Annotated in this window: 18 protein-coding genes; 16 read left to right on the top strand and 2 right to left on the bottom strand. The window is 68.9% G+C overall.

The annotated features are described in order from the left end of the window. The first annotated feature begins 21 nt into the window (after positions 1-21). The 13 genes from hemC (at position 22) to ccsB (ending at position 12,479) form a co-directional block, all read left to right on the top strand. Complete coding sequence (gene hemC, locus SCNU_RS08825) at positions 22-969, top strand: hydroxymethylbilane synthase (RefSeq protein ID WP_009679015.1); 948 nt, start codon at positions 22-24, stop codon at positions 967-969. 106 nt (positions 970-1,075) lie between these two features. After that, complete coding sequence (locus SCNU_RS08820; protein ID WP_009679014.1) at positions 1,076-2,683, top strand: bifunctional uroporphyrinogen-III C-methyltransferase/uroporphyrinogen-III synthase; 1,608 nt, start codon at positions 1,076-1,078, stop codon at positions 2,681-2,683. Positions 2,684-2,699: 16 nt separating this feature from the next. Continuing rightward, positions 2,700-3,686, top strand: coding sequence for a porphobilinogen synthase (gene hemB, locus SCNU_RS08815; protein WP_009679013.1), 987 nt, complete (start codon positions 2,700-2,702; stop codon positions 3,684-3,686). 13 nt (positions 3,687-3,699) lie between these two features. After that, the gene (locus SCNU_RS08810) at positions 3,700-4,257 is read left to right on the top strand and encodes a hypothetical protein (protein WP_050792795.1); all 558 of its coding nucleotides are present in this window, start codon (positions 3,700-3,702) and stop codon (positions 4,255-4,257) included. After that, entirely contained in the window at positions 4,254-4,748 is a 495-nt protein-coding gene (locus SCNU_RS08805; protein ID WP_050792794.1) for a hypothetical protein, read from the top strand. Before SCNU_RS08810 ends, SCNU_RS08805 begins: the two co-directional genes overlap by 4 nt. After that, positions 4,748-5,389: a hypothetical protein gene (locus SCNU_RS08800; RefSeq protein ID WP_009679010.1), complete on the top strand. Its 642-nt coding sequence runs from the start codon at positions 4,748-4,750 to the stop codon at positions 5,387-5,389. Before SCNU_RS08805 ends, SCNU_RS08800 begins: the two co-directional genes overlap by 1 nt. Before the next feature lie 39 nt (positions 5,390-5,428). Beyond that, a complete protein-coding gene (locus tag SCNU_RS08795) occupies positions 5,429-6,298 on the top strand; it encodes an SGNH/GDSL hydrolase family protein (protein WP_238526414.1) in 870 nt (289 codons plus the stop codon). A 121-nt stretch (positions 6,299-6,419) separates the two neighbouring features. Next, on the top strand, positions 6,420-7,763 hold the full coding sequence (hemL, locus tag SCNU_RS08790; RefSeq protein WP_009679008.1) for a glutamate-1-semialdehyde 2,1-aminomutase: 1,344 nt from the start codon (positions 6,420-6,422) through the stop codon (positions 7,761-7,763). Continuing rightward, entirely contained in the window at positions 7,763-8,389 is a 627-nt protein-coding gene (locus tag SCNU_RS08785; protein ID WP_009679007.1) for a histidine phosphatase family protein, read from the top strand. Before hemL ends, SCNU_RS08785 begins: the two co-directional genes overlap by 1 nt. Next, entirely contained in the window at positions 8,386-8,997 is a 612-nt protein-coding gene (locus SCNU_RS08780; RefSeq protein WP_009679006.1) for a TlpA family protein disulfide reductase, read from the top strand. The genes SCNU_RS08785 and SCNU_RS08780 overlap by 4 nt, the downstream gene beginning before the upstream one ends. Beyond that, the gene (locus SCNU_RS08775; protein ID WP_009679005.1) at positions 8,994-9,803 is read left to right on the top strand and encodes a cytochrome c biogenesis CcdA family protein; all 810 of its coding nucleotides are present in this window, start codon (positions 8,994-8,996) and stop codon (positions 9,801-9,803) included. The genes SCNU_RS08780 and SCNU_RS08775 overlap by 4 nt, the downstream gene beginning before the upstream one ends. Beyond that, the gene (gene resB / locus SCNU_RS08770) at positions 9,800-11,428 is read left to right on the top strand and encodes a cytochrome c biogenesis protein ResB (RefSeq protein WP_009679004.1); all 1,629 of its coding nucleotides are present in this window, start codon (positions 9,800-9,802) and stop codon (positions 11,426-11,428) included. Before SCNU_RS08775 ends, resB begins: the two co-directional genes overlap by 4 nt. Before the next feature lie 34 nt (positions 11,429-11,462). Further along, entirely contained in the window at positions 11,463-12,479 is a 1,017-nt protein-coding gene (ccsB, locus tag SCNU_RS08765) for a c-type cytochrome biogenesis protein CcsB (RefSeq protein WP_009679003.1), read from the top strand. A 108-nt stretch (positions 12,480-12,587) separates the two neighbouring features. On the opposite strand, the gene SCNU_RS20600 is transcribed toward ccsB, so the two are convergent. Next, positions 12,588-12,755 (bottom strand): hypothetical protein, encoded by a 168-nt coding sequence (locus SCNU_RS20600; RefSeq protein ID WP_009679002.1) that lies wholly within the window; start codon positions 12,753-12,755, stop codon positions 12,588-12,590. A 201-nt stretch (positions 12,756-12,956) separates the two neighbouring features. Beyond that, complete coding sequence (locus SCNU_RS08760; protein ID WP_009679001.1) at positions 12,957-13,181, bottom strand: BldC family transcriptional regulator; 225 nt, start codon at positions 13,179-13,181, stop codon at positions 12,957-12,959. 217 nt (positions 13,182-13,398) lie between these two features. Here SCNU_RS08760 and SCNU_RS08755 point away from each other — a divergent pair, with 217 nt between their 5' ends. The 3 genes from SCNU_RS08755 (at position 13,399) to SCNU_RS08745 (ending at position 17,036) form a co-directional block, all read left to right on the top strand. Next, on the top strand, positions 13,399-13,728 hold the full coding sequence (locus tag SCNU_RS08755) for a DUF4229 domain-containing protein (RefSeq protein WP_009679000.1): 330 nt from the start codon (positions 13,399-13,401) through the stop codon (positions 13,726-13,728). 100 nt (positions 13,729-13,828) lie between these two features. Continuing rightward, complete coding sequence (locus tag SCNU_RS08750) at positions 13,829-14,512, top strand: ABC transporter ATP-binding protein (RefSeq protein WP_009678999.1); 684 nt, start codon at positions 13,829-13,831, stop codon at positions 14,510-14,512. Position 14,513: 1 nt separating this feature from the next. After that, on the top strand, positions 14,514-17,036 hold the full coding sequence (locus SCNU_RS08745; protein ID WP_009678998.1) for an FtsX-like permease family protein: 2,523 nt from the start codon (positions 14,514-14,516) through the stop codon (positions 17,034-17,036). Positions 17,037-17,073 lie beyond the last annotated feature (37 nt).

Genomic DNA, 17,073 nt, shown 5'->3' with positions numbered 1-17,073 from the left:
CGAGGACAGGACGAGACAACCGTGCATGACACCGCGGGCGGGACCATCCGTATCGGGACCCGCGGGTCGCTGTTGGCGACCACGCAGGCCCAGGACATCGCAGACCGACTGACCGCCGCCGGGCATCCGGCCGAGCTGGTGATCATCAGCACCGCGGGCGATACCTCGTCGGCGCCCGTGGCGCAGATCGGCGTCGGCGTCTTCACGACCGCGATCCGGCTGGCCCTGCGATCGGGCGAATGCGACGTCGCGATCCACTCCTACAAGGACCTGCCGACCGCTCCCGAGGACGACCTCGCGATGGCCGCCGTGCCCACCCGCGTGGACCCGCGAGACGCCCTGGTCAGCAGGGACGGCATGGTGCTCGGCGAGCTCCCGAGCGGCTCGGTCGTCGGCACCTCGTCGCCCCGTCGGGCCGCGCAGCTTAGAGCACTGGGTCTCGGTTTGGAAATTCGCCCCCTACGAGGCAACCTTGATTCTCGGTTGGGCAAAGTCGCGAGCGGTGAGCTGGATGCGATTGTGGTAGCCCGAGCCGGGCTGGTACGGATCGGCAGAGCCGATGTCGTCACCGAGGCACTTGATCCCTTGGTCATGCTGTCTGCGCCGGCACAGGGCGCCCTGGCTGTGGAATGTCGTTCCGACGATGCCGAACTGGTGAGAATTCTCGCCGAGTTGGACGATCCGTCCACCCGCGCAGCGGTCGACGCCGAGCGTGCGGTACTCGCGACCTTGGAGGCCGGGTGCACCGCGCCGGTCGGAGCGCTCGCAGAGGTGGTCGATTCGATCGACGAGGACGGGCGCATCTTCGCCGAACTGTCGCTCCGCGCGGCAGTGGCGGCCGAGGACGGATCCGAGGTGATCCGGGCTTCGGTGGTGGGTCCCGTGGATCGGGCCGCACAACTCGGCAAGGACCTCGCTGCCGAACTGCTCGAGCTCGGTGCCGCCGCTCTGGTCCCCACAGGGGAGTAGCGCGGAGGCGGACGCCGGACTCGCGCGGGAGGAGAACCTTTATTCCGCCACGGCGGGGTAGGAACGAACTGCAGCCCCGGGGGCGGGGCAGGAGAGTGCGAGAAGCATGAGCCGTACGAAGAATGCTAATCCCGGCCGGATCCTGTTCGTGGGGTCGGGTCCCGGTAATCCGGATCTGCTGACCGTGCGAGCGCAAGACGTGCTGGTGAACGCGACTTCCGCGTATGTCGATCCCGACGTGCCCGCGGGCGTCATCGCCGTGATCGGCTCGGCGCACGCGTCGGCCGAGCCCGCGCCGACACGTGCCGGTCGCAAAGCCGCCGCCGAGCAGGCCGTCGACGCGCCCGAGGTCACCAAGCCCGCGCTCGGCGATCCCTCGCAGGTGGCCAAGACGCTGGTCGCCGAGGCCAAGACCGGGACCAACGTCGTCCGCGTCGTCGCAGGCGATCCGATGAGCTCCGACGCGGTGCTGGCCGAGGTCACCGCCGTCGCCCGCACCAGCGTCCCGTTCGAGGTGCTGCCGGGCATCCCGGCCGCCTCCGCGGTACCCAGCTTCGCCGGCATGCCGCTCGGCTCCGGTCACACCGTCGCCGACGTGCGCGGCGACGTCGACTGGGCCGCCCTGGCCGCCGCACCCGGTCCGCTGGTGCTGCACGCGACCTCCGGCCACCTGGCCGAGCTCGCCAGCGAACTGACCGAGCACGGATTGGCGCCGCAGACGCCGGTGGCGATCACCGTCAACGGCACCACCTGCGCGCAGCGCACCATCGAGGCCACGCTGGCCACGGTCAACGAGAACGGCAACGCCCTCACCGGACCGCTGGTGGTGACCGTCGGCAAGATCGTCGGACAGCGCGGCAAGTTCTCCTGGTGGGAGTCACGGGCGCTGTACGGCTGGACCGTGCTGGTCCCGCGCACCAAGGACCAGGCGGTCGACATGAGCGAGCGCCTCGTCTCGCACGGAGCCATCCCCAAGGAGGTGCCGACCATCGCCGTCGAGCCGCCTCGCAGCCCCGCGCAGATGGAGCGCTCGGTGAAGGGCCTCGTCGACGGCCGCTACCAGTGGGTGGTCTTCACCTCCACCAACGCGGTCCGCGCGGTGTGGGAGAAGTTCGCCGAGTTCGGTCTCGACGCGCGCGCCTTCTCCGGCGTCAAGATCGCCTGCGTCGGCGAGGGCACGGCCGCGAAGGTCCGCTCGTTCGGTGTCGAGCCCGAACTGCTCCCGACCGGTGAGCAGAGCTCGCTGGGCCTGCTGGAGGTCTTCCCGCCGTACGACGAGGTCTTCGACCCGGTGGACCGCATCCTGCTGCCGCGCGCCGATATCGCCACCGAGACCCTTTCGGAGGGCCTGCGCGACCGCGGCTGGGAGATCGACGACGTCACCGCCTACCGCACCGTCCGCGCGGCTCCGCCGCCGGCCGAGACTCGCGAGATGATCAAGACCGGCGGTTTCGACGCGGTCTGCTTCACCTCGAGCTCGACGGTCCGCAATCTCGTCGGCATCGCAGGCAAGCCGCATGCGCGCACCATCGTCGCCTGCATCGGGCCGAAGACGGCCGAGACCGCGATCGAGTTCGGTCTGCGCGTCGACGTTCAGCCGGAGAGCGCGTCGATCGTCGATCTGGTCGACGCCCTGGCCGCACATGCGGAACAGCTGCGGGCCGAGGGCGCACTGCCGCCGCCGCGCAAGAAGTCGCGTCGCTCGCGTTCGTGAGGTGAGGTAGGCACACATGACCGGTCCGTTCATCCGACCCCGCAGGCTGCGGCAGAGCCCCGCGATGCGACGGCTGGTCGCCGAGACCCGGCTGCATCCGTCGCAGCTGGTGCTGCCGATGTTCGTCGCAGACGGCATCGACGCGCCGCGTCCGATCTCGTCGATGCCGGGTGTCGTTCAGCACACCGCAGACTCGCTCCGCGTGGCCGCCGAAGAGGCGATCACCGCGGGTATCGGCGGGCTGATGCTCTTCGGCGTCCCGAAGCCCGAGGACAAGGACGCGATCGGCTCGGTCGGCGACCGACCCGACGGTGTCCTGAACCGGGCGCTCGCGGCACTGCGGTCGGACTTCGGCGACGACACCGTGCTGATGGCCGACACCTGCCTGGACGAGTTCACCGACCACGGACACTGCGGCGTCCTCACCGACGCCGGGGCGGTGGACAACGATGCCACCCTGCGCCGCTACGAGTCGATGGCGGTGGCGCAGGCGCGAGCCGGCGCGCACGTCGTCGGCCCGAGCGGAATGATGGACGGTCAGGTGGCCGCGATCCGCGACGCGCTCGACGCCGAGGGCTTCACGGACACCACGATCCTCGCCTACACGGCGAAGTACGCGTCGGCGTTCTACGGGCCGTTCCGCGAGGCGGTCGGGTCGTCGTTGATCGGCGACCGCCGCACCTATCAGCAGGATCCGGCGAATCGCCTGGAATCGGCTCGCGAACTGCTCGCCGACCTCGAAGAGGGCGCCGACATGGTGATGGTGAAGCCCGCCATGAGCTACCTCGACATCGTCCGCGACGTCGCCGACCGCACCGACGCGCCGGTGGCCGCGTATCAGGTGAGCGGTGAGTTCGCGATGATGGCGGCCGCCGCTGAACGCGGCTGGATCGACTTCGACGCCGCGGTGGACGAATCGGTGCTGTCGATCGTCCGGGCGGGTGCGTCGATCGTCCTGACGTATGCGGCGCCCGACGTCGCGCGGCGACTGTCGCTTCGGTGATTAGGCTGGGGTCATGACCGCTCCAGGACTGCCCACCCAGGCACCGCCCGTGCCGCCGAAACGACCGGAGACGATCCGGCTCGCGGTGCAGCTGTGGTTCGCGGTGATCGTCCTCCAGATCGCCGCGACGGCCTCGCGGTTCAACGTGCTCAAAGCGAGCTACGAGAAGCAGGCGCGTGAGCTCAGCGACAAGATGAACGAGCCCTCGCTCACCGAGAACACCGGCGTCACCGTGCTGATCGGACTGATCGTGATCATGGTCGCGTTGACGGCGATCGCCGGTCTGCTGATGTGGTTCACCTACGCGGGCCGCACCTGGGCGCGGCTGATCCTCGGCTGGGTGAGCGCCTTCCTCACCGTGGAGCTGGTCTTCGCGGTGATCGGTCTGTTCGTCGACTCAGACGCGAACTCGGACCTGCCGACCGCGCCCTCATGGGGAATGGTCCCGACCATCCTCGGCGGGGTGTGCGCGGTGGGCGCACTCGCTGCACTGATGCACCGCGACAGCGCGACATTCTGCCGTGAGGTCGCTGCGTACCGATCCCACAACCGGCAGAATGGCATCCGATGATTGAGATTCCTCCTCGGCGGAGCGTCGAGCGCCCCGACCCCAAGGACCGTCCGGTGCTGGTGGTCTGGGCACTGCGACTGTGGATGATCTCCGGCGCGCTGCTCATCGCGCTCGGTGTTCTCGGCGTGATCGCCGATGCGATCAAGCTCGGCTTCGACTTCGGCGTCCTCGCCATCGACGTGCTGGTGATGCTGCTCGGACTCGCCTACCTCCTGCTCGGCGCCAAGACCTACCGGGGTGCGGTGCAGTGGCGGTCGTCGTTGTCCGCACTGACCTGCGTGGTCGTGGCGATGCTGTTGCCGTTGACCATCGGCTTCCAGAGCGGCGGCCTGGCGATCGTGCTCGCTTCGGCGGTCATCGGCCTGTTCGGCTCGGTACTGGCCTACCGCCCGCCCGCCGACCGGTGGTTCAAATGCCAGCTGGGCGACTGCCCGGACGACCCTCCGGTAGCGAACTCCTCGACGCCTGATGCGCCGGGAGATCCGCGGTAGTGAGCGACGAATCGGAGCAGAAGCCGGAGCCCGACGAGACCGACGGCGTCGCAGAGACCGCGGACACGCCCGACGGCGAGGCTGACGAAGGCGCCGATCAGGACGTCTCGACGACGCTGAACCCGCGGAAGAAGAACAAGTCGGAGCCGCCCGTCGATCCGGGTGCCACGCTGCTCTACGAACCCGGCGGCAGCTGGTGGGTGGTCGCGATCGGGCCGGTTCTGATCATCGCCACGCTGATCATGGAGATCCTGGGGAAGGGGCGGATCCACTGGGAGGTGCTCACCATCTTCGGCGTGGTCCTCATCGGGTTCTCGCTCCTGCAGGTGATCGCCGCACGTCAGCACGTCTCGATGCGGCTGACCGAGACCACGCTCCGCGAGGGCACGGAGACGATCGAGATCGCCGACATCGTCAAGATCTTCCCGGAGAACACCGGGCCGGAGACGCAGGACTGGGAGAGCGCTCCCGCGCTCGGGGAGCTGCACGCGGTGCCCCGCAGGCGCAAGGGGATCGGCCTGCGGCTGGCGAACGGCCGACTCGTGCAGGCGTGGGCCCGTGACGTCGGGCGGCTGCGCATCGAACTGACCGAGGCTCACATGGCCGTCAAGATGGGCCTGCCACCGAGGGGGAATCGGTAACTCTTGAAACCGACGCTGAGGGGAGCGCTGGTACCCGCATTGTCAGCCGTAGCGGCACTGGTGGTGATCGTCGCGGGCGCACTGTGGATGATCGACGCGACGCCACGCGAGGGGAGAGGCCCGGCGCCGATCGCGCAGTCGCCGACGAAACCGCTGCTCGTACATCTCGGGGACAGCTATGCCTCGGGCGCGGGCACGTCACCGCTCGTCGACGACTCGCCGCTGCTGTGCCAGCGGTCGCAGGAGAACTTCGGCGAGGTGGTCGGTCGGGCCCGCGGACTCCGGGTCGTCGACGTCTCGTGCGCGGGTGCGACCACGGACGACCTGTACACCTCGCAGTACGACGGCGTCGATCCGCAGCTCTCCGCGCTGCGCCCGGAGACCGCCTACGTGACCCTGATGATCGGCGGTAACGACTCGGCGCTGTTCACCACGCTGGTCGGTGAGTGCACACGGTTGGCGCAGGACGATCCGACCGGCTCGCCGTGTCTGCAGAAGCTGGGGAACGAACCGTTCGCCGAGATCGCCGACCGCACGATGCCTGCGGTCGCGAAGGCGTTGCACGACATCCGCGAGCGGGCCCCGCACGCCAAGGTGTTCGTCGCCGGCTACCCCTGGCTGACGCCGGAGAAGACCACGTGCCGTCCCGCGGTCGGCATCGCCGACGGCGACGCCGAGTACGTGCACCGAGTCCAGGCGCGGCTCAACACCGCGATCGCCGCGGCCGCGCGGCTGGAGGGCGCGACGTACGTCGACACGGCCGCGCGTTCGGTCGGACACGAGGCCTGCTCGCCCCGGGGGATGCGGTGGATCGAGCCGCAGATCGGCGCCGACACCGCGATCGTCATGCATCCGAACGTCGCCGGGCAGCGGGCCATTGCCGAGGCGATAGCGCCGCAGATCGGCTGACCGGCGTCGGAGACGCAGTCATTACCTGATCAACCTGGGAAAACGCTCAGAACCGGCAGGTCGGTGTGACGGAGTAGGCAGCGATTGGGCCGAGGCGCTTCGATTTGGAACACTGGAGATCATGGCTCAACCTCTCGACGATTCCGCGGCGAACACGGCAACCAGCGCAGAGCTGTTCGAGCGGGCGACGCGAGCGGTTCCCGGTGGCGTGAACTCGCCGGTCAGGGCGTTCTCCGCGGTCGGCGGCACCCCTCGGTTCATCTCCGAGGCCAAGGGCTGGCGGCTCACCGACGTCGACGGGAACAGCTACGTCGACCTGGTGTGCTCGTGGGGTCCGATGATTCTCGGACACGCCCATCCGGCCATCGTCGAGGCGGTCCAGCGCGCGGCCACGACCGGCCTCTCGTTCGGTGCGCCGACGGCCGGCGAGATCGAACTGGCCGAAGAGATCATCGACCGCGTCGATCCGGTCTCGCGGGTGCGACTGGTCAACTCGGGCACCGAGGCCACCATGTCGGCGGTCCGGCTGGCCCGCGGATACACCGGCCGCTCGAAGATCGTGAAGTTCGCCGGCTGCTACCACGGCCATGTGGACGCGCTCCTGGCCGACGCGGGCTCCGGCGTCGCGACGCTCGGGCTGCCGACATCGCCCGGCGTCACCGGTGCCGCGGCGCACGACACCCTGGTGGTGCCGTACAACGATCTCGACGCCGTGCGGAAGGTGTTCGCCGAGCACGGCTCCGACATCGCCGCCGTCATCACCGAGGCGGCGGCGGGCAACATGGGCGCGGTGGCACCCGTCGCCGGATTCAACGAGGGCCTGCGCACGATCACCGCGGAGAGCGGCGCCCTGCTGATCATGGACGAGGTGATGACCGGGTTCCGCGTCAGCCCGGCCGGGTACTACGGTCTCGACGGCGTCGCCGGAGACCTCTACACCTTCGGCAAGGTGATGAGCGGCGGTCTGCCCGCCGCGGCATTCGGCGGTCGGACCGACATCATGGAGCATCTCGCCCCGACCGGACCGGTGTACCAGGCGGGGACGCTGTCCGGTAACCCGGTGGCAGTCGCCGCGGGCCTCGCCACGCTGCGGCATGCGACCGCCGACGTCTACGCCACCCTCGACGCCAACGCCGACCGACTCGCGACGATGATCGGCGCCGCGCTCACCGAAGCCGGCGTCGCCCATCGCGTGCAGAAGGCGGGCAGCCTGTTCAGTGTCTTCTTCACCGACTCGACCGAGCCCATCGTCGACTACGCCGGAGTGAAGGCGACGCAGACCTGGCGGTTCGCCCCGTTCTTCCACGCACTGCTGGCACGTGGCGTGTATCCGCCGCCGAGCGCGTTCGAAGCGTGGTTCGTGTCCGCAGCACTCGACGATGAGGCGTTCTCGATCATCGCCGACGCACTTCCCGCGGCTGCGGCAGCCGCGGCCGCCGCAGTAGATCCCGGGGAGGGAGCCTGATGAAGACGATCGTCCACATGATGCGCCACGGCGAGGTGCACAACCCCGAGGGCATCCTGTACGGCCGTCTGCCCGGCTTCCGCCTCTCCGACGCCGGTGCCGCTCAGGCCCGGCAGGTGGCAGACGCCCTCGCGGATCACGACATCACCCATGTCTTCGCGTCCCCGCTGCAGCGTGCGCAGGAGACCGCGACCCCGATCGCGGCCGCCCACGACCTGCAGATCACCACGGTCGACGATCTCATCGAGGCGGACAACCAGTTCGAGGGTCTCAAGGTGGCGGTGGGCGACGGCGCGCTGAGCCGCCCGCGGCACTGGCTCAAACTGCGTGACCCGTTCACGCCGTCGTGGGGCGAGCCGTACATCCAGATCGCGCACCGCATGCTCGCCGCGGCCAGCACCGCACGCGACGCCGCGCGCGGCCACGAGGCGATCTGCGTCAGCCACCAGTTGCCGGTGTACACCCTGCGACGTTTCCTCGAGGGACAGCGCCTGTGGCACGACCCCCGCGTGCGGCAGTGCTCGCTCGCGTCGTTGACCTCCCTGATCTACGACGACGACGCGCTCGTCGACATCGTCTACTCCGAGCCGGCCGGCGCATCCGATCCCCGGGTCACCGGAGCATGACGGGCCTGAAGTCGAGGTCGGGCCGGGTCGCGGCGGCGGCCTGCGCGCTGATCGCCGCGGTCGCAGTCCTGGCCGGGTGCAGCACCGGTGACGATGCGGTCGCGACCGGCAACGGCAACCAGTTCGTCTCGCCCGGCGGCAAGACGGTCATCGAGTACGACCAGGGCTCGCGGCGCACCATCGGTGACGTGACCGGTGAGGACCTCGCCGGCGACGGGGACGTGAAGTTCTCGGATTACGCGGACAAGGTGATGGTCGTGAACGTGTGGGCGTCATGGTGCCCGCCGTGTCGCACCGAGTTCCGCGACCTGGAGGACGTCTTCGCGGAGACCAAGGACAAGGGCGTGCAGTTCGTCGGGATCAACTTCCGCGACTCCCGCTCGAGTGCGAGCGACTTCGTCTCCGACCGCAAGGTGCCCTACCCGTCGATCTACGACTACGGCGGCGCCAGCCTCGCCGCGCTCGGCGTCCCCGTCGGCGTCGTGCCGACGACGATGATCCTGGACCGGCAGCATCGTCCGGCCAAGGTCTTCCTGCGCGCGATCACGGCCGACGAACTGCGCGACGCGGTCCTGAAGGTGGCCGCCGAAGGTCCGGCGACGCAATGACCGAGGTCTACCTGGCCGATCTCGGCGCGACTTTCGCCGGAACGGTCACCAGCGGTCCGCTGCTGCTCGCGCTCGGCGTGTGCATCCTGGTCGGCCTGATCTCGTTCGCCTCGCCGTGCGTGGTCCCGCTCGTTCCCGGCTACCTCTCGTACCTGGCCGGACTGGTCGGCGCGGAGGCTCCCGCGGTCAGTGCCGACGAGGATCGGAAGTCGGGCCGCTGGCGCGTGGTCGGCGCGGCCGGGTTGTTCGTCCTCGGCTTCACCGTCGTCTACGTGCTCGCGACCGCGGCGCTGTTCGGCGTCACGTCGGTGTTCCTCGACGCCGACCGACTGCAGCTCATGCAGCGCATCGGCGGTGTCTTCACCATCGTCATGGGCCTGGTGTTCATCGGGATGATCCCGTTCCTGCAGCGCGACAAGCGGATGGCGCCCCGACGCTACTCGGGCGTGATCGGCGCGCCGATTCTCGGCGCGGTGTTCGCGGTCGGCTGGATTCCGTGCAGCAGCGCGACGCTGGGCGCCGTGATCGGCGTCGCGATGAGCACCGACGGAAGTACCCCGGTCCGCGGAGCGCTCATGGTGGCCGCATACTGCTTCGGCCTGGGGATCCCGTTCATGGTCCTCGCCTTCTCCTCCGCCTGGGCCGTCCGCAGTCTCGGCTTCGTCCGCAGGCACGCCCGCACCATTCAGATCATCGGCGGCGTGCTGCTGATCGTGGTCGGCGTGATGCTGGTGGCCGGCTGGTGGAACGAGTTCGTCGACTGGATTCGGATGTCATTGATCACCGACGTGGAGTTGCCTGTATGACTCAGCCCGTCAAGCCGTCCGCGCTCACGCGGTTCGTCGTCGCTCCGCTGCGCAAGGTATGGCGTGGCCTGACCTCGATGCGCACCGCGCTGGCACTGCTGTTCCTGCTCGCCCTGGCGGCGATCCCCGGAGCACTGCTGCCCCAGCGCGAGCTGAACGAGCAGAAGACGCTCAAATACATCGCCGACCACGGGCAGCTCGGCACGTGGATGGACCGGATGCAGCTGTTCGACGTGTTCTCGTCGGCCTGGTTCACCGCCGTGTACGTGCTGCTCTTCGTCTCACTGGTCGGCTGCCTCACCCCGAGGACCATCGAACACTACAAGGCGCTGCGGACGCGCCCGGTCAAGGCGCCGCGCAATCTCAGCCGGATGCCGAGGCACATCACCGAGACCGTCGACGGCGAGCCCGCCGAGATCGCTGAACGGATCGGCGGGAACCTGCGCGGCTGGCGCACCGAGGTGCGGACGGTCGAGCCGTCGAAGCGGTACCCGGACGGAGCCGTCGAGGTCTCCGCGGAGAAGGGATACCTGCGGGAGTTCGGCAACCTCGTCTTCCACTTCGCGCTGCTGTCGTTGCTGATCACGATCGCGGTCGGCAAGCTCTTCGGATACGAGGGCAGCCGCACGCTGGTCGCCGACGGCGACCAGGTGCTCTGCAACACGTCGACCGCGGTGTACGACTCGTTCCGCTCCGGATCGATGGTCGACGGCACGGGGCTGGCGCCGTTCTGCATCCGGATCGACGATTTCGAGGCGAAGTTCCTGCCCAGCGGTCAGCCCGAGATGTACGACGCGAAGATGGCGTACACGACGGACGTCACGAAGCCGGGCAAGGAGTGGCCGACGACGTCCGTCCAGGTCAACAAGCCGCTGCGTATCGCGGGGGACCGCGTGTACGTGCTCGGCAACGGTTTCGCACCGACCTTCACGGTGACCTTCCCGAACGGGGAGACGCGCACCGAGACGACGCCGTTCATCCCGCAGTCGACCCAGACGATGTTGTCCGAGGGCGCCGTCCGGATCGATACCCCGGCCGGGATGTACCCGAATGAGGACGATCGGCGGAAGCACCAGGTCGCGATCGAGGGGTTGTTCGCTCCGGACGCGGTGTTCCCGCACGCCGAGCTGCTCGACTCGGCGTCGCCCGTTCCGAACAAACCGACCGTCGCGGTCCGCGTCTATCAGGGCGACACCGGACTCGACACCGGCCGGCCACAGAACGTGTACCAGCTCGACCAGACGCTGATCGACCAGGGAAGGCTCACACAGAAGGTCTCCGTGAACCTCGCCGAGGGTGCGGACACGACCCTTCCCGACGGCACCAAGGTCCGCTTCGACGGGTACCGGCGATGGGTGTCGGTGCAGGTCTCGCACGACCCGGCTCAGACCGGCGTGCTGATCTCGGCCATCGTGATGGTCGGTGGTCTGGTGGTCTCGCTGATGATCCGCCGTCGCCGCATCTGGGCACGCCTCGTGCCTGTTGCCGACGCCGGTGAACGACGTACTGTAGTAGAAGTGGCCGGCCTGGCCCGTACCGATCAGGCGGGCTGGGGCGACGGATTCGAGGAGCAGGCGCGAGGCCTGTTCCAGACCGGCGCGGCGAAGACTCGGGCCAAGCTGTGAGTGCTCGGCTGTGCGATGAGATGAGGAAGCGTTCATGAACGACGACGCCGGATACGTCAACGAGACATTGGCTCGCTACTCCGACTGGCTCTTCGCCACCAGCATCACGGTCTACGTGCTCGCGATGCTGATGTTCCTCGGGGCGTTGGCCGCCGCGCGGTACGCGCGACTGGACGAGCGGCAGGCCGAGCTGGTCGGTGCCGGGGTCGGCGGCGGCGGTTCGTCCGACGACCGTGTTCCCGGTCGCGTGGCGGGTCCCGCACCGCGGCGGTCGCTCGGCGAGAAGCTCGCGGCGATGGCTTACCCGGTGGTCTGGGTCGGCTTCCTCGCGCATCTCGGTTCCATCGTGCTGCGCGGCTTCGCGACCGACCGCGCGCCGTGGGGCAACATGTACGAGTTCATCTCACTGACCTGTGTCGCCTGTGTGGGCGCCGGACTGGTGGTGCTCCGCAAGAAGGAGTCGCGTCCGCTCCTGAGTTTCGTGCTGGTGCCGGTGACCCTGCTGATGTTCATCGCGGGTCGCTACCTCTACACGCAGGCCGCACCGGTCGTGCCCGCGCTCAAGTCGTACTGGCTGGCCATCCACGTCTCCGTCATCTCGATCTCGTCGGGCGTGCTGCTGGTCGCCGGTGTCGCGAGCATCCTCTACCTGGTCCGTACCAAGTGGCCGACCGTCGGCGAGGTCGACGAGACCTCCACCGGTGTCGCGGCCTCGATGCGTCGCCTCCTCGGCCACCTGCCGAGCGCCGACGCGCTCGACCGCACCGCCTACAAGTGCACGGTGATCGGCTTCCCCCTGTTCGGTCTCGGCATCATCTTCGGTGCCATCTGGGCCGAGGCGTCGTGGGGCCGGTTCTGGGGATGGGACCCCAAGGAGACCGTGTCGTTCATCGCGTGGGTGATCTACGCGGCCTACCTGCACGCGCGCGCGACCGCCGGCTGGCGCAACGCGGCGGCCTGGGTCAACGTCGCAGGCTTCGTCGCCCTGCTGTTCAACCTCTTCGCCATCAACCTCGTGGTCTCCGGCCTGCACTCGTACGCCGGCCTCTGACGGCGTAGGTCTTCGTCGGCCACTCGCGGGGAACGTCTGTGCCGTTGATCGTGACCACGTGGTGGTCACGATCAACGGCACAAGCACTTGGCGAGCTCGGCAGGAGCCCTATTGCGGGTCGTCGAGCGTGCGCAGGAAGTCGGGGTCGTCGTCGGGGCCGCGCGGGACCGACGAGCGGGCGTCGTGCGTGACGATCTCCTGGCCTCGGGTCTGAACCAGCCGCCACGACAGGTAGGCGGCGAGGATCACGACCGCGACCACGAACAAGTACGCCACGGCACGTCACCTCCAGGAAGACCAGCGCACACACACGCAAGAGTGGACTGTTGAACCAAGCCTACAGAAAACAGCTCGGCCCCAGTCGGGCCGCCCGCTGATCTCCGAGCTCTCCGCAGGCACCGAGCCGCTAGGCGAGGTGCTGAGGACTGCCGAGGAGACAGGGGGCGGCCCGACTGGGGCCGAGCTGTAGACGAGTGCTCAGGAGCGGTTCAACAGCTCCACGACATCCGCTTCACGGAAGCGGCGGTGGCCGCCCGGGGTGCGGATCGACTTCAGGACGCCGGACGAGGCCCAGCGGGCGACGGTCTTCGGGTTCACGTTGAACATGGCGGCGACCTGACCCGGGGTCAGGTTGTGCTGGGTCGCCAGGGCCGGCGTGATGATCCCGGATTCGGCGGCGGAGTTGTCGGCGATAGCGGTCATGAGGGTCTCCTCGTGCTTGCTGGTTTCGGTCAACGGGCGATGTCGCCGCTACACCACACCTACACGCATTTGTGCTGGTTGCTCGAACAGTCAGGCGTTGGTAAAGAGTCCGTAATGTCGGATGGGTCATGATTCTTCGGCTTGCTCCGGGTGTCGGAAGATGTCGTACGAACGGTGTATTCGCAGGTGAAGCGTGGACGCCAGTACCCTGGGACGTATGACGGAAGAACGACCCGACGCGGACGACACCGACCAGAAGCCCTCGGCGACCATGACGACGCTCATCGGCGCGGTGGCTCTTTACACCCTGGCGCGACTCGCACTCGTCGTCGTGATCGCGGGCGTGATCATGCTCGGCGCGAAGGTCGTCGGCGTCGATGTTCCGGTTCTCGTCGCCGCCGTGTTCGGCGTGCTCATCGCACTGCCGCTCGGCATGGTGGTCTTCAAGTCCCTGCGTCTCAAGGTGAACGAACAGATCGTCCAGGTCGACGCGCAACGGTCGGCGCAGCGCTCCGATCTCCAGGCGCGTCTGCGCGGCGAGGACTGAGTCCATCGCGGCGACCCGGGGGTGGTGGACCTTCGAACAGGCTCATCGGGGGCCGCCCCCCGAGGTTCGATTCGGCGGCGAGGCTGAGGAGTGATGACGGTTGGCGGTCGTGGAGGCGTCGAACCTGGTTCGCGAGTACCGCATGGGCACCGAGACGGTGCGCGCACTCGACGGGGCGTCGCTGACGCTCGAGGGTGGACAGTTCGTCGCCGTGGTCGGCCCGTCGGGCGCGGGTAAGTCGACGCTCCTGCACATCGTCGGGGCGCTGGACACGCCGACCTCGGGGAGTATCCGCGTCGACGGCACCGACCTCAGCGGACTCACCGACGACGAGGCGTCGCAGTTCCGCCGCACACGCGTCGGGTTCATCTTCCAGTTCTTCAACCTCGTCCCGACACTGACGGCGTGGGAGAACGTCGCGCTGCCGATGCTGCTCGACTCGAAGTCCTTGCGGAAGGCACGACCGCGCGCCGTCGAACTCCTCGAACGAGTCGGTCTCGGCGACCGCGTGGCGCATCGGCCGGCGGAACTGTCCGGTGGACAGATGCAGCGGGTGGCGATCGCGCGGTCGTTGATGATGGAGCCGAAGATCCTGCTCGCCGACGAACCGACCGGGAATCTCGACTCGAAGACCGGCGCCGATGTGCTGGAACTGCTCGCCGAGGTGGCGCACGACGAACCCGACCGGCTGGTGCTGATGGTGACGCACGACGGCGGCGCAGCGCAGGTGTGCGACCGCGTGGTGACCGTGCGCGACGGCAGGATCGACGGGCGGCACGACTGACGTGGGCGCCGCGTCGGCTGGACTGACCCGCGTCCGGATTCTCAACCTGCGAGAACTCGCGGGTCATCGGCTGCGGGTGGTGACCTCGCTCGCCGTGGTCGTGGTGTCTTCCGCCCTGCTGGTGGCGGTCCTCGGGACCTACGGCTCGATGTCGGAGTCGGTCCGCCAGTTCAGTGCCGCGCTCTCGGGCGATGCGACGGTCGAGGTCGCGGCGATCACCGACGGCGGTGTCGATCAGGATCTGGTGGGCGAACTTCGCCGGGACGTGCCCGGCGCCCGGGCCGTGGTGCCGCTGGTGCGGAGCACGGTCCTGCTCGACGGCACCACGACCGTGCTGCTCGGCTCGGATTACCACGTGACGGCGCTGTCGAGCGAACTGCGTGACGCGATCGGCTCCGGCGGCGGACTCGACACCGACCATCTCGCCGACGGAGTCGTGGCCGGCGCGGGCACGGGTCTGCGCGCGGGGCAACGGCTGACCCTGTCCGGCGTCGAGGTGACCGTCGTCAGGGTGATCGACGACGACGCCGCGCAGGTGCTGAACGGTGGCCGGTTCCTATTCGCGTATCTGGGCCTCGCCGAGCGTCTGACCGGGCTCGACCACGCCGTCGACTCGATCCTCGTCGTTCCCGATCCGGGCGTGCCGCAAGCCGTGCTGAGCCGTCAGGTCGCGTCGGTGGTCGGCGGCCGGGCGAGCGTGGTGGATCCGGCGTTCCGGGTGAAGCAGGTCGAAGTCGCGAACTCGGTCACTCACGATTCCACCCTGTTGGTGTCGCTGGTCTCGCTGATCATCGCCGCGTTTCTCGTCTTCAACATGATGAACATGGCGGTCGCCTCCCGCCGCCGGACACTCGCGATGCTGCGGGCTCTGGGGGCGCGCCGCAGACACCTGGTCGGAGATCTGCTCGTCGAGTCCGCAGTGCTCGGTCTGATCGGCGGTCTGATCGGGGTGCCACTGGGCGTACTGGCCGGACGATGGATCATCGGACGGCTGCCCGACGACGCCGAGTCGGTGGGCGTGGTGGTCGGCTATCACCTACCCGGCTACGCGCCGGTGGTCGCGGTCGGGGCATGCGTCGTCGCCTGTGTGGGCGCGACCGTGCTCGCCGCGCGGTCGGTGTTCGCGGTGGCGCCGGTGGAGGCCATGGTTCCGGGCGAGGCCGCCGACGCCCGGCCGCCGCGGACACGCCTACTGGTCGCGAGTGGAATCGTGGGCGCGGCGCTGATCGGGACGGCGTGGGCGGTCGCCGAGACGGTCGCGGGCCGTGCGGCGATCCTCGCCGGCGCCATCTACTCTGCGGGCGGGCTGCTGCTCTGCTTCGCGTTGATGCCGGTGCTGGTGCGGCTGGTGGTCTCGGCGTCGAACCGATGGCGGGGACCGGGCAGGCTAGCCGCCGTCAACAGTGAGCGGGCCTCGCGGAGGATCTGGGCGACGGTGATGACGGTGGCCGTCGCGATCGCCGTCGGCGTCGGGATCTCCGGATCGCTGAACAATCTGATCGGTTCGATCTCGCACTCGCTCTACGGGCTGTCGGACCCGGACTTCTACGTCTCGTCGCGCGACGCCGAGTCGATGCCGCTCGGTCCCGCCCTGGATCCGGAGATCGAACCGCAGGTGCGAGCGGTGCCCGGCGTCGCCTCCGTGGTGGGCGGTCAGTGGGCGACGGTCAACCTGGGGGCGGCCCGCGTGCTGCTGCAGGGTCTGGAGCCGGGTGCCTCGGCTCCGTTCGTGCGCAAGGCCGCTCCGAGGGCGGTCCGGCAGGTGCTCTCGGGCGACGGGATCCTGCTGTCGAACGTGCTCGCGCGCTCACTCGGGGTCGGCATCGGCGACAGCGTGCGGCTCGCCTCCCCGACCGGCTATCACACGCTGGTCGTGCGCGACACCGTCGACTATGTCGCGATCGACTCGGGTGTCGGCGCGGTGTCGAATCGATTGCTCGCCGAGTGGTTCCGGCTCGGCGGTGATACGTACCTGCAGGTCACCGTCACGCCGAATGCCGACCGGGAGCAGGTTCGCAGCGCGCTGACGTCGATCGCCGAACACCACCCGGGCACCGGTGGCCGACCGGTGTCCGTCTACACGGGTCAGGAGGCGCTGGCGGCGACTGAGGCGAGCGCGGAGCAGGCGGGCGCGTTCACCGTGGCCATCCAGTGGGTGGTCGCGGGTGCGGCGGCGATCGCCCTGCTCAACACGCTTCTGCTGTCGGTGCTCGAACGGCGACGCGAACTCGGCGTGCTGCGCGCAATGGGCGCGTCGCGGCGGTTCGTCTCCCGGATGGTGCTGAGCGAGGCGGCGTCGATCGCGCTCGTCGGAGCGGCGGTGGGGTTGCTGCTCGGCGGCGGGCTGCATGTGCTCGCGGATCGGATTCTGACGCAGACCACGTCCATCGACATCGTCTACGCGCTGCAGCCGAGCGCACTCGGCTACGTCGTCGTACCGGTGCTCCTCTGCCTGGCCGGTGCGGCGATTCCGGCGGCGCGGGCGTCGCGGATGAACATCTCGGCCTCACTCGTCGAGGAATGACTCGAAAATGAACTGTCAATAATTATTGACAGAGGCG

This window comes from Gordonia neofelifaecis NRRL B-59395 (assembly GCF_000192435.1).
GTDB lineage: Bacteria > Actinomycetota > Actinomycetes > Mycobacteriales > Mycobacteriaceae > Gordonia > Gordonia neofelifaecis.
The sequence above is the reverse complement of the archived record's forward strand: the minus strand, read 5'-3'. Positions and strand labels throughout refer to the sequence as shown.

What these genes read in the sequence shown, in the direction of transcription:
- SCNU_RS08820 (WP_009679014.1), top strand. Translation starts at nt 1,076, where the DNA reads ATGAGCCGTACGAAGAATGCTAATCCCGGCCGGATCCTGTTCGTGGGG.
- hemB (WP_009679013.1), top strand. Translation starts at nt 2,700, where the DNA reads ATGACCGGTCCGTTCATCCGACCCCGCAGGCTGCGGCAGAGCCCCGCG.
- SCNU_RS08810 (WP_050792795.1), top strand. Translation starts at nt 3,700, where the DNA reads ATGACCGCTCCAGGACTGCCCACCCAGGCACCGCCCGTGCCGCCGAAA.
- SCNU_RS08805 (WP_050792794.1), top strand. Translation starts at nt 4,254, where the DNA reads ATGATTGAGATTCCTCCTCGGCGGAGCGTCGAGCGCCCCGACCCCAAG.
- hemL (WP_009679008.1), top strand. Translation starts at nt 6,420, where the DNA reads ATGGCTCAACCTCTCGACGATTCCGCGGCGAACACGGCAACCAGCGCA.
- SCNU_RS08785 (WP_009679007.1), top strand. Translation starts at nt 7,763, where the DNA reads ATGAAGACGATCGTCCACATGATGCGCCACGGCGAGGTGCACAACCCC.
- SCNU_RS08780 (WP_009679006.1), top strand. Translation starts at nt 8,386, where the DNA reads ATGACGGGCCTGAAGTCGAGGTCGGGCCGGGTCGCGGCGGCGGCCTGC.
- SCNU_RS08775 (WP_009679005.1), top strand. Translation starts at nt 8,994, where the DNA reads ATGACCGAGGTCTACCTGGCCGATCTCGGCGCGACTTTCGCCGGAACG.
- resB (WP_009679004.1), top strand. Translation starts at nt 9,800, where the DNA reads ATGACTCAGCCCGTCAAGCCGTCCGCGCTCACGCGGTTCGTCGTCGCT.
- ccsB (WP_009679003.1), top strand. Translation starts at nt 11,463, where the DNA reads ATGAACGACGACGCCGGATACGTCAACGAGACATTGGCTCGCTACTCC.
- SCNU_RS08760 (WP_009679001.1), bottom strand. Translation starts at nt 13,181, where the DNA reads ATGACCGCTATCGCCGACAACTCCGCCGCCGAATCCGGGATCATCACG.
- SCNU_RS08755 (WP_009679000.1), top strand. Translation starts at nt 13,399, where the DNA reads ATGACGGAAGAACGACCCGACGCGGACGACACCGACCAGAAGCCCTCG.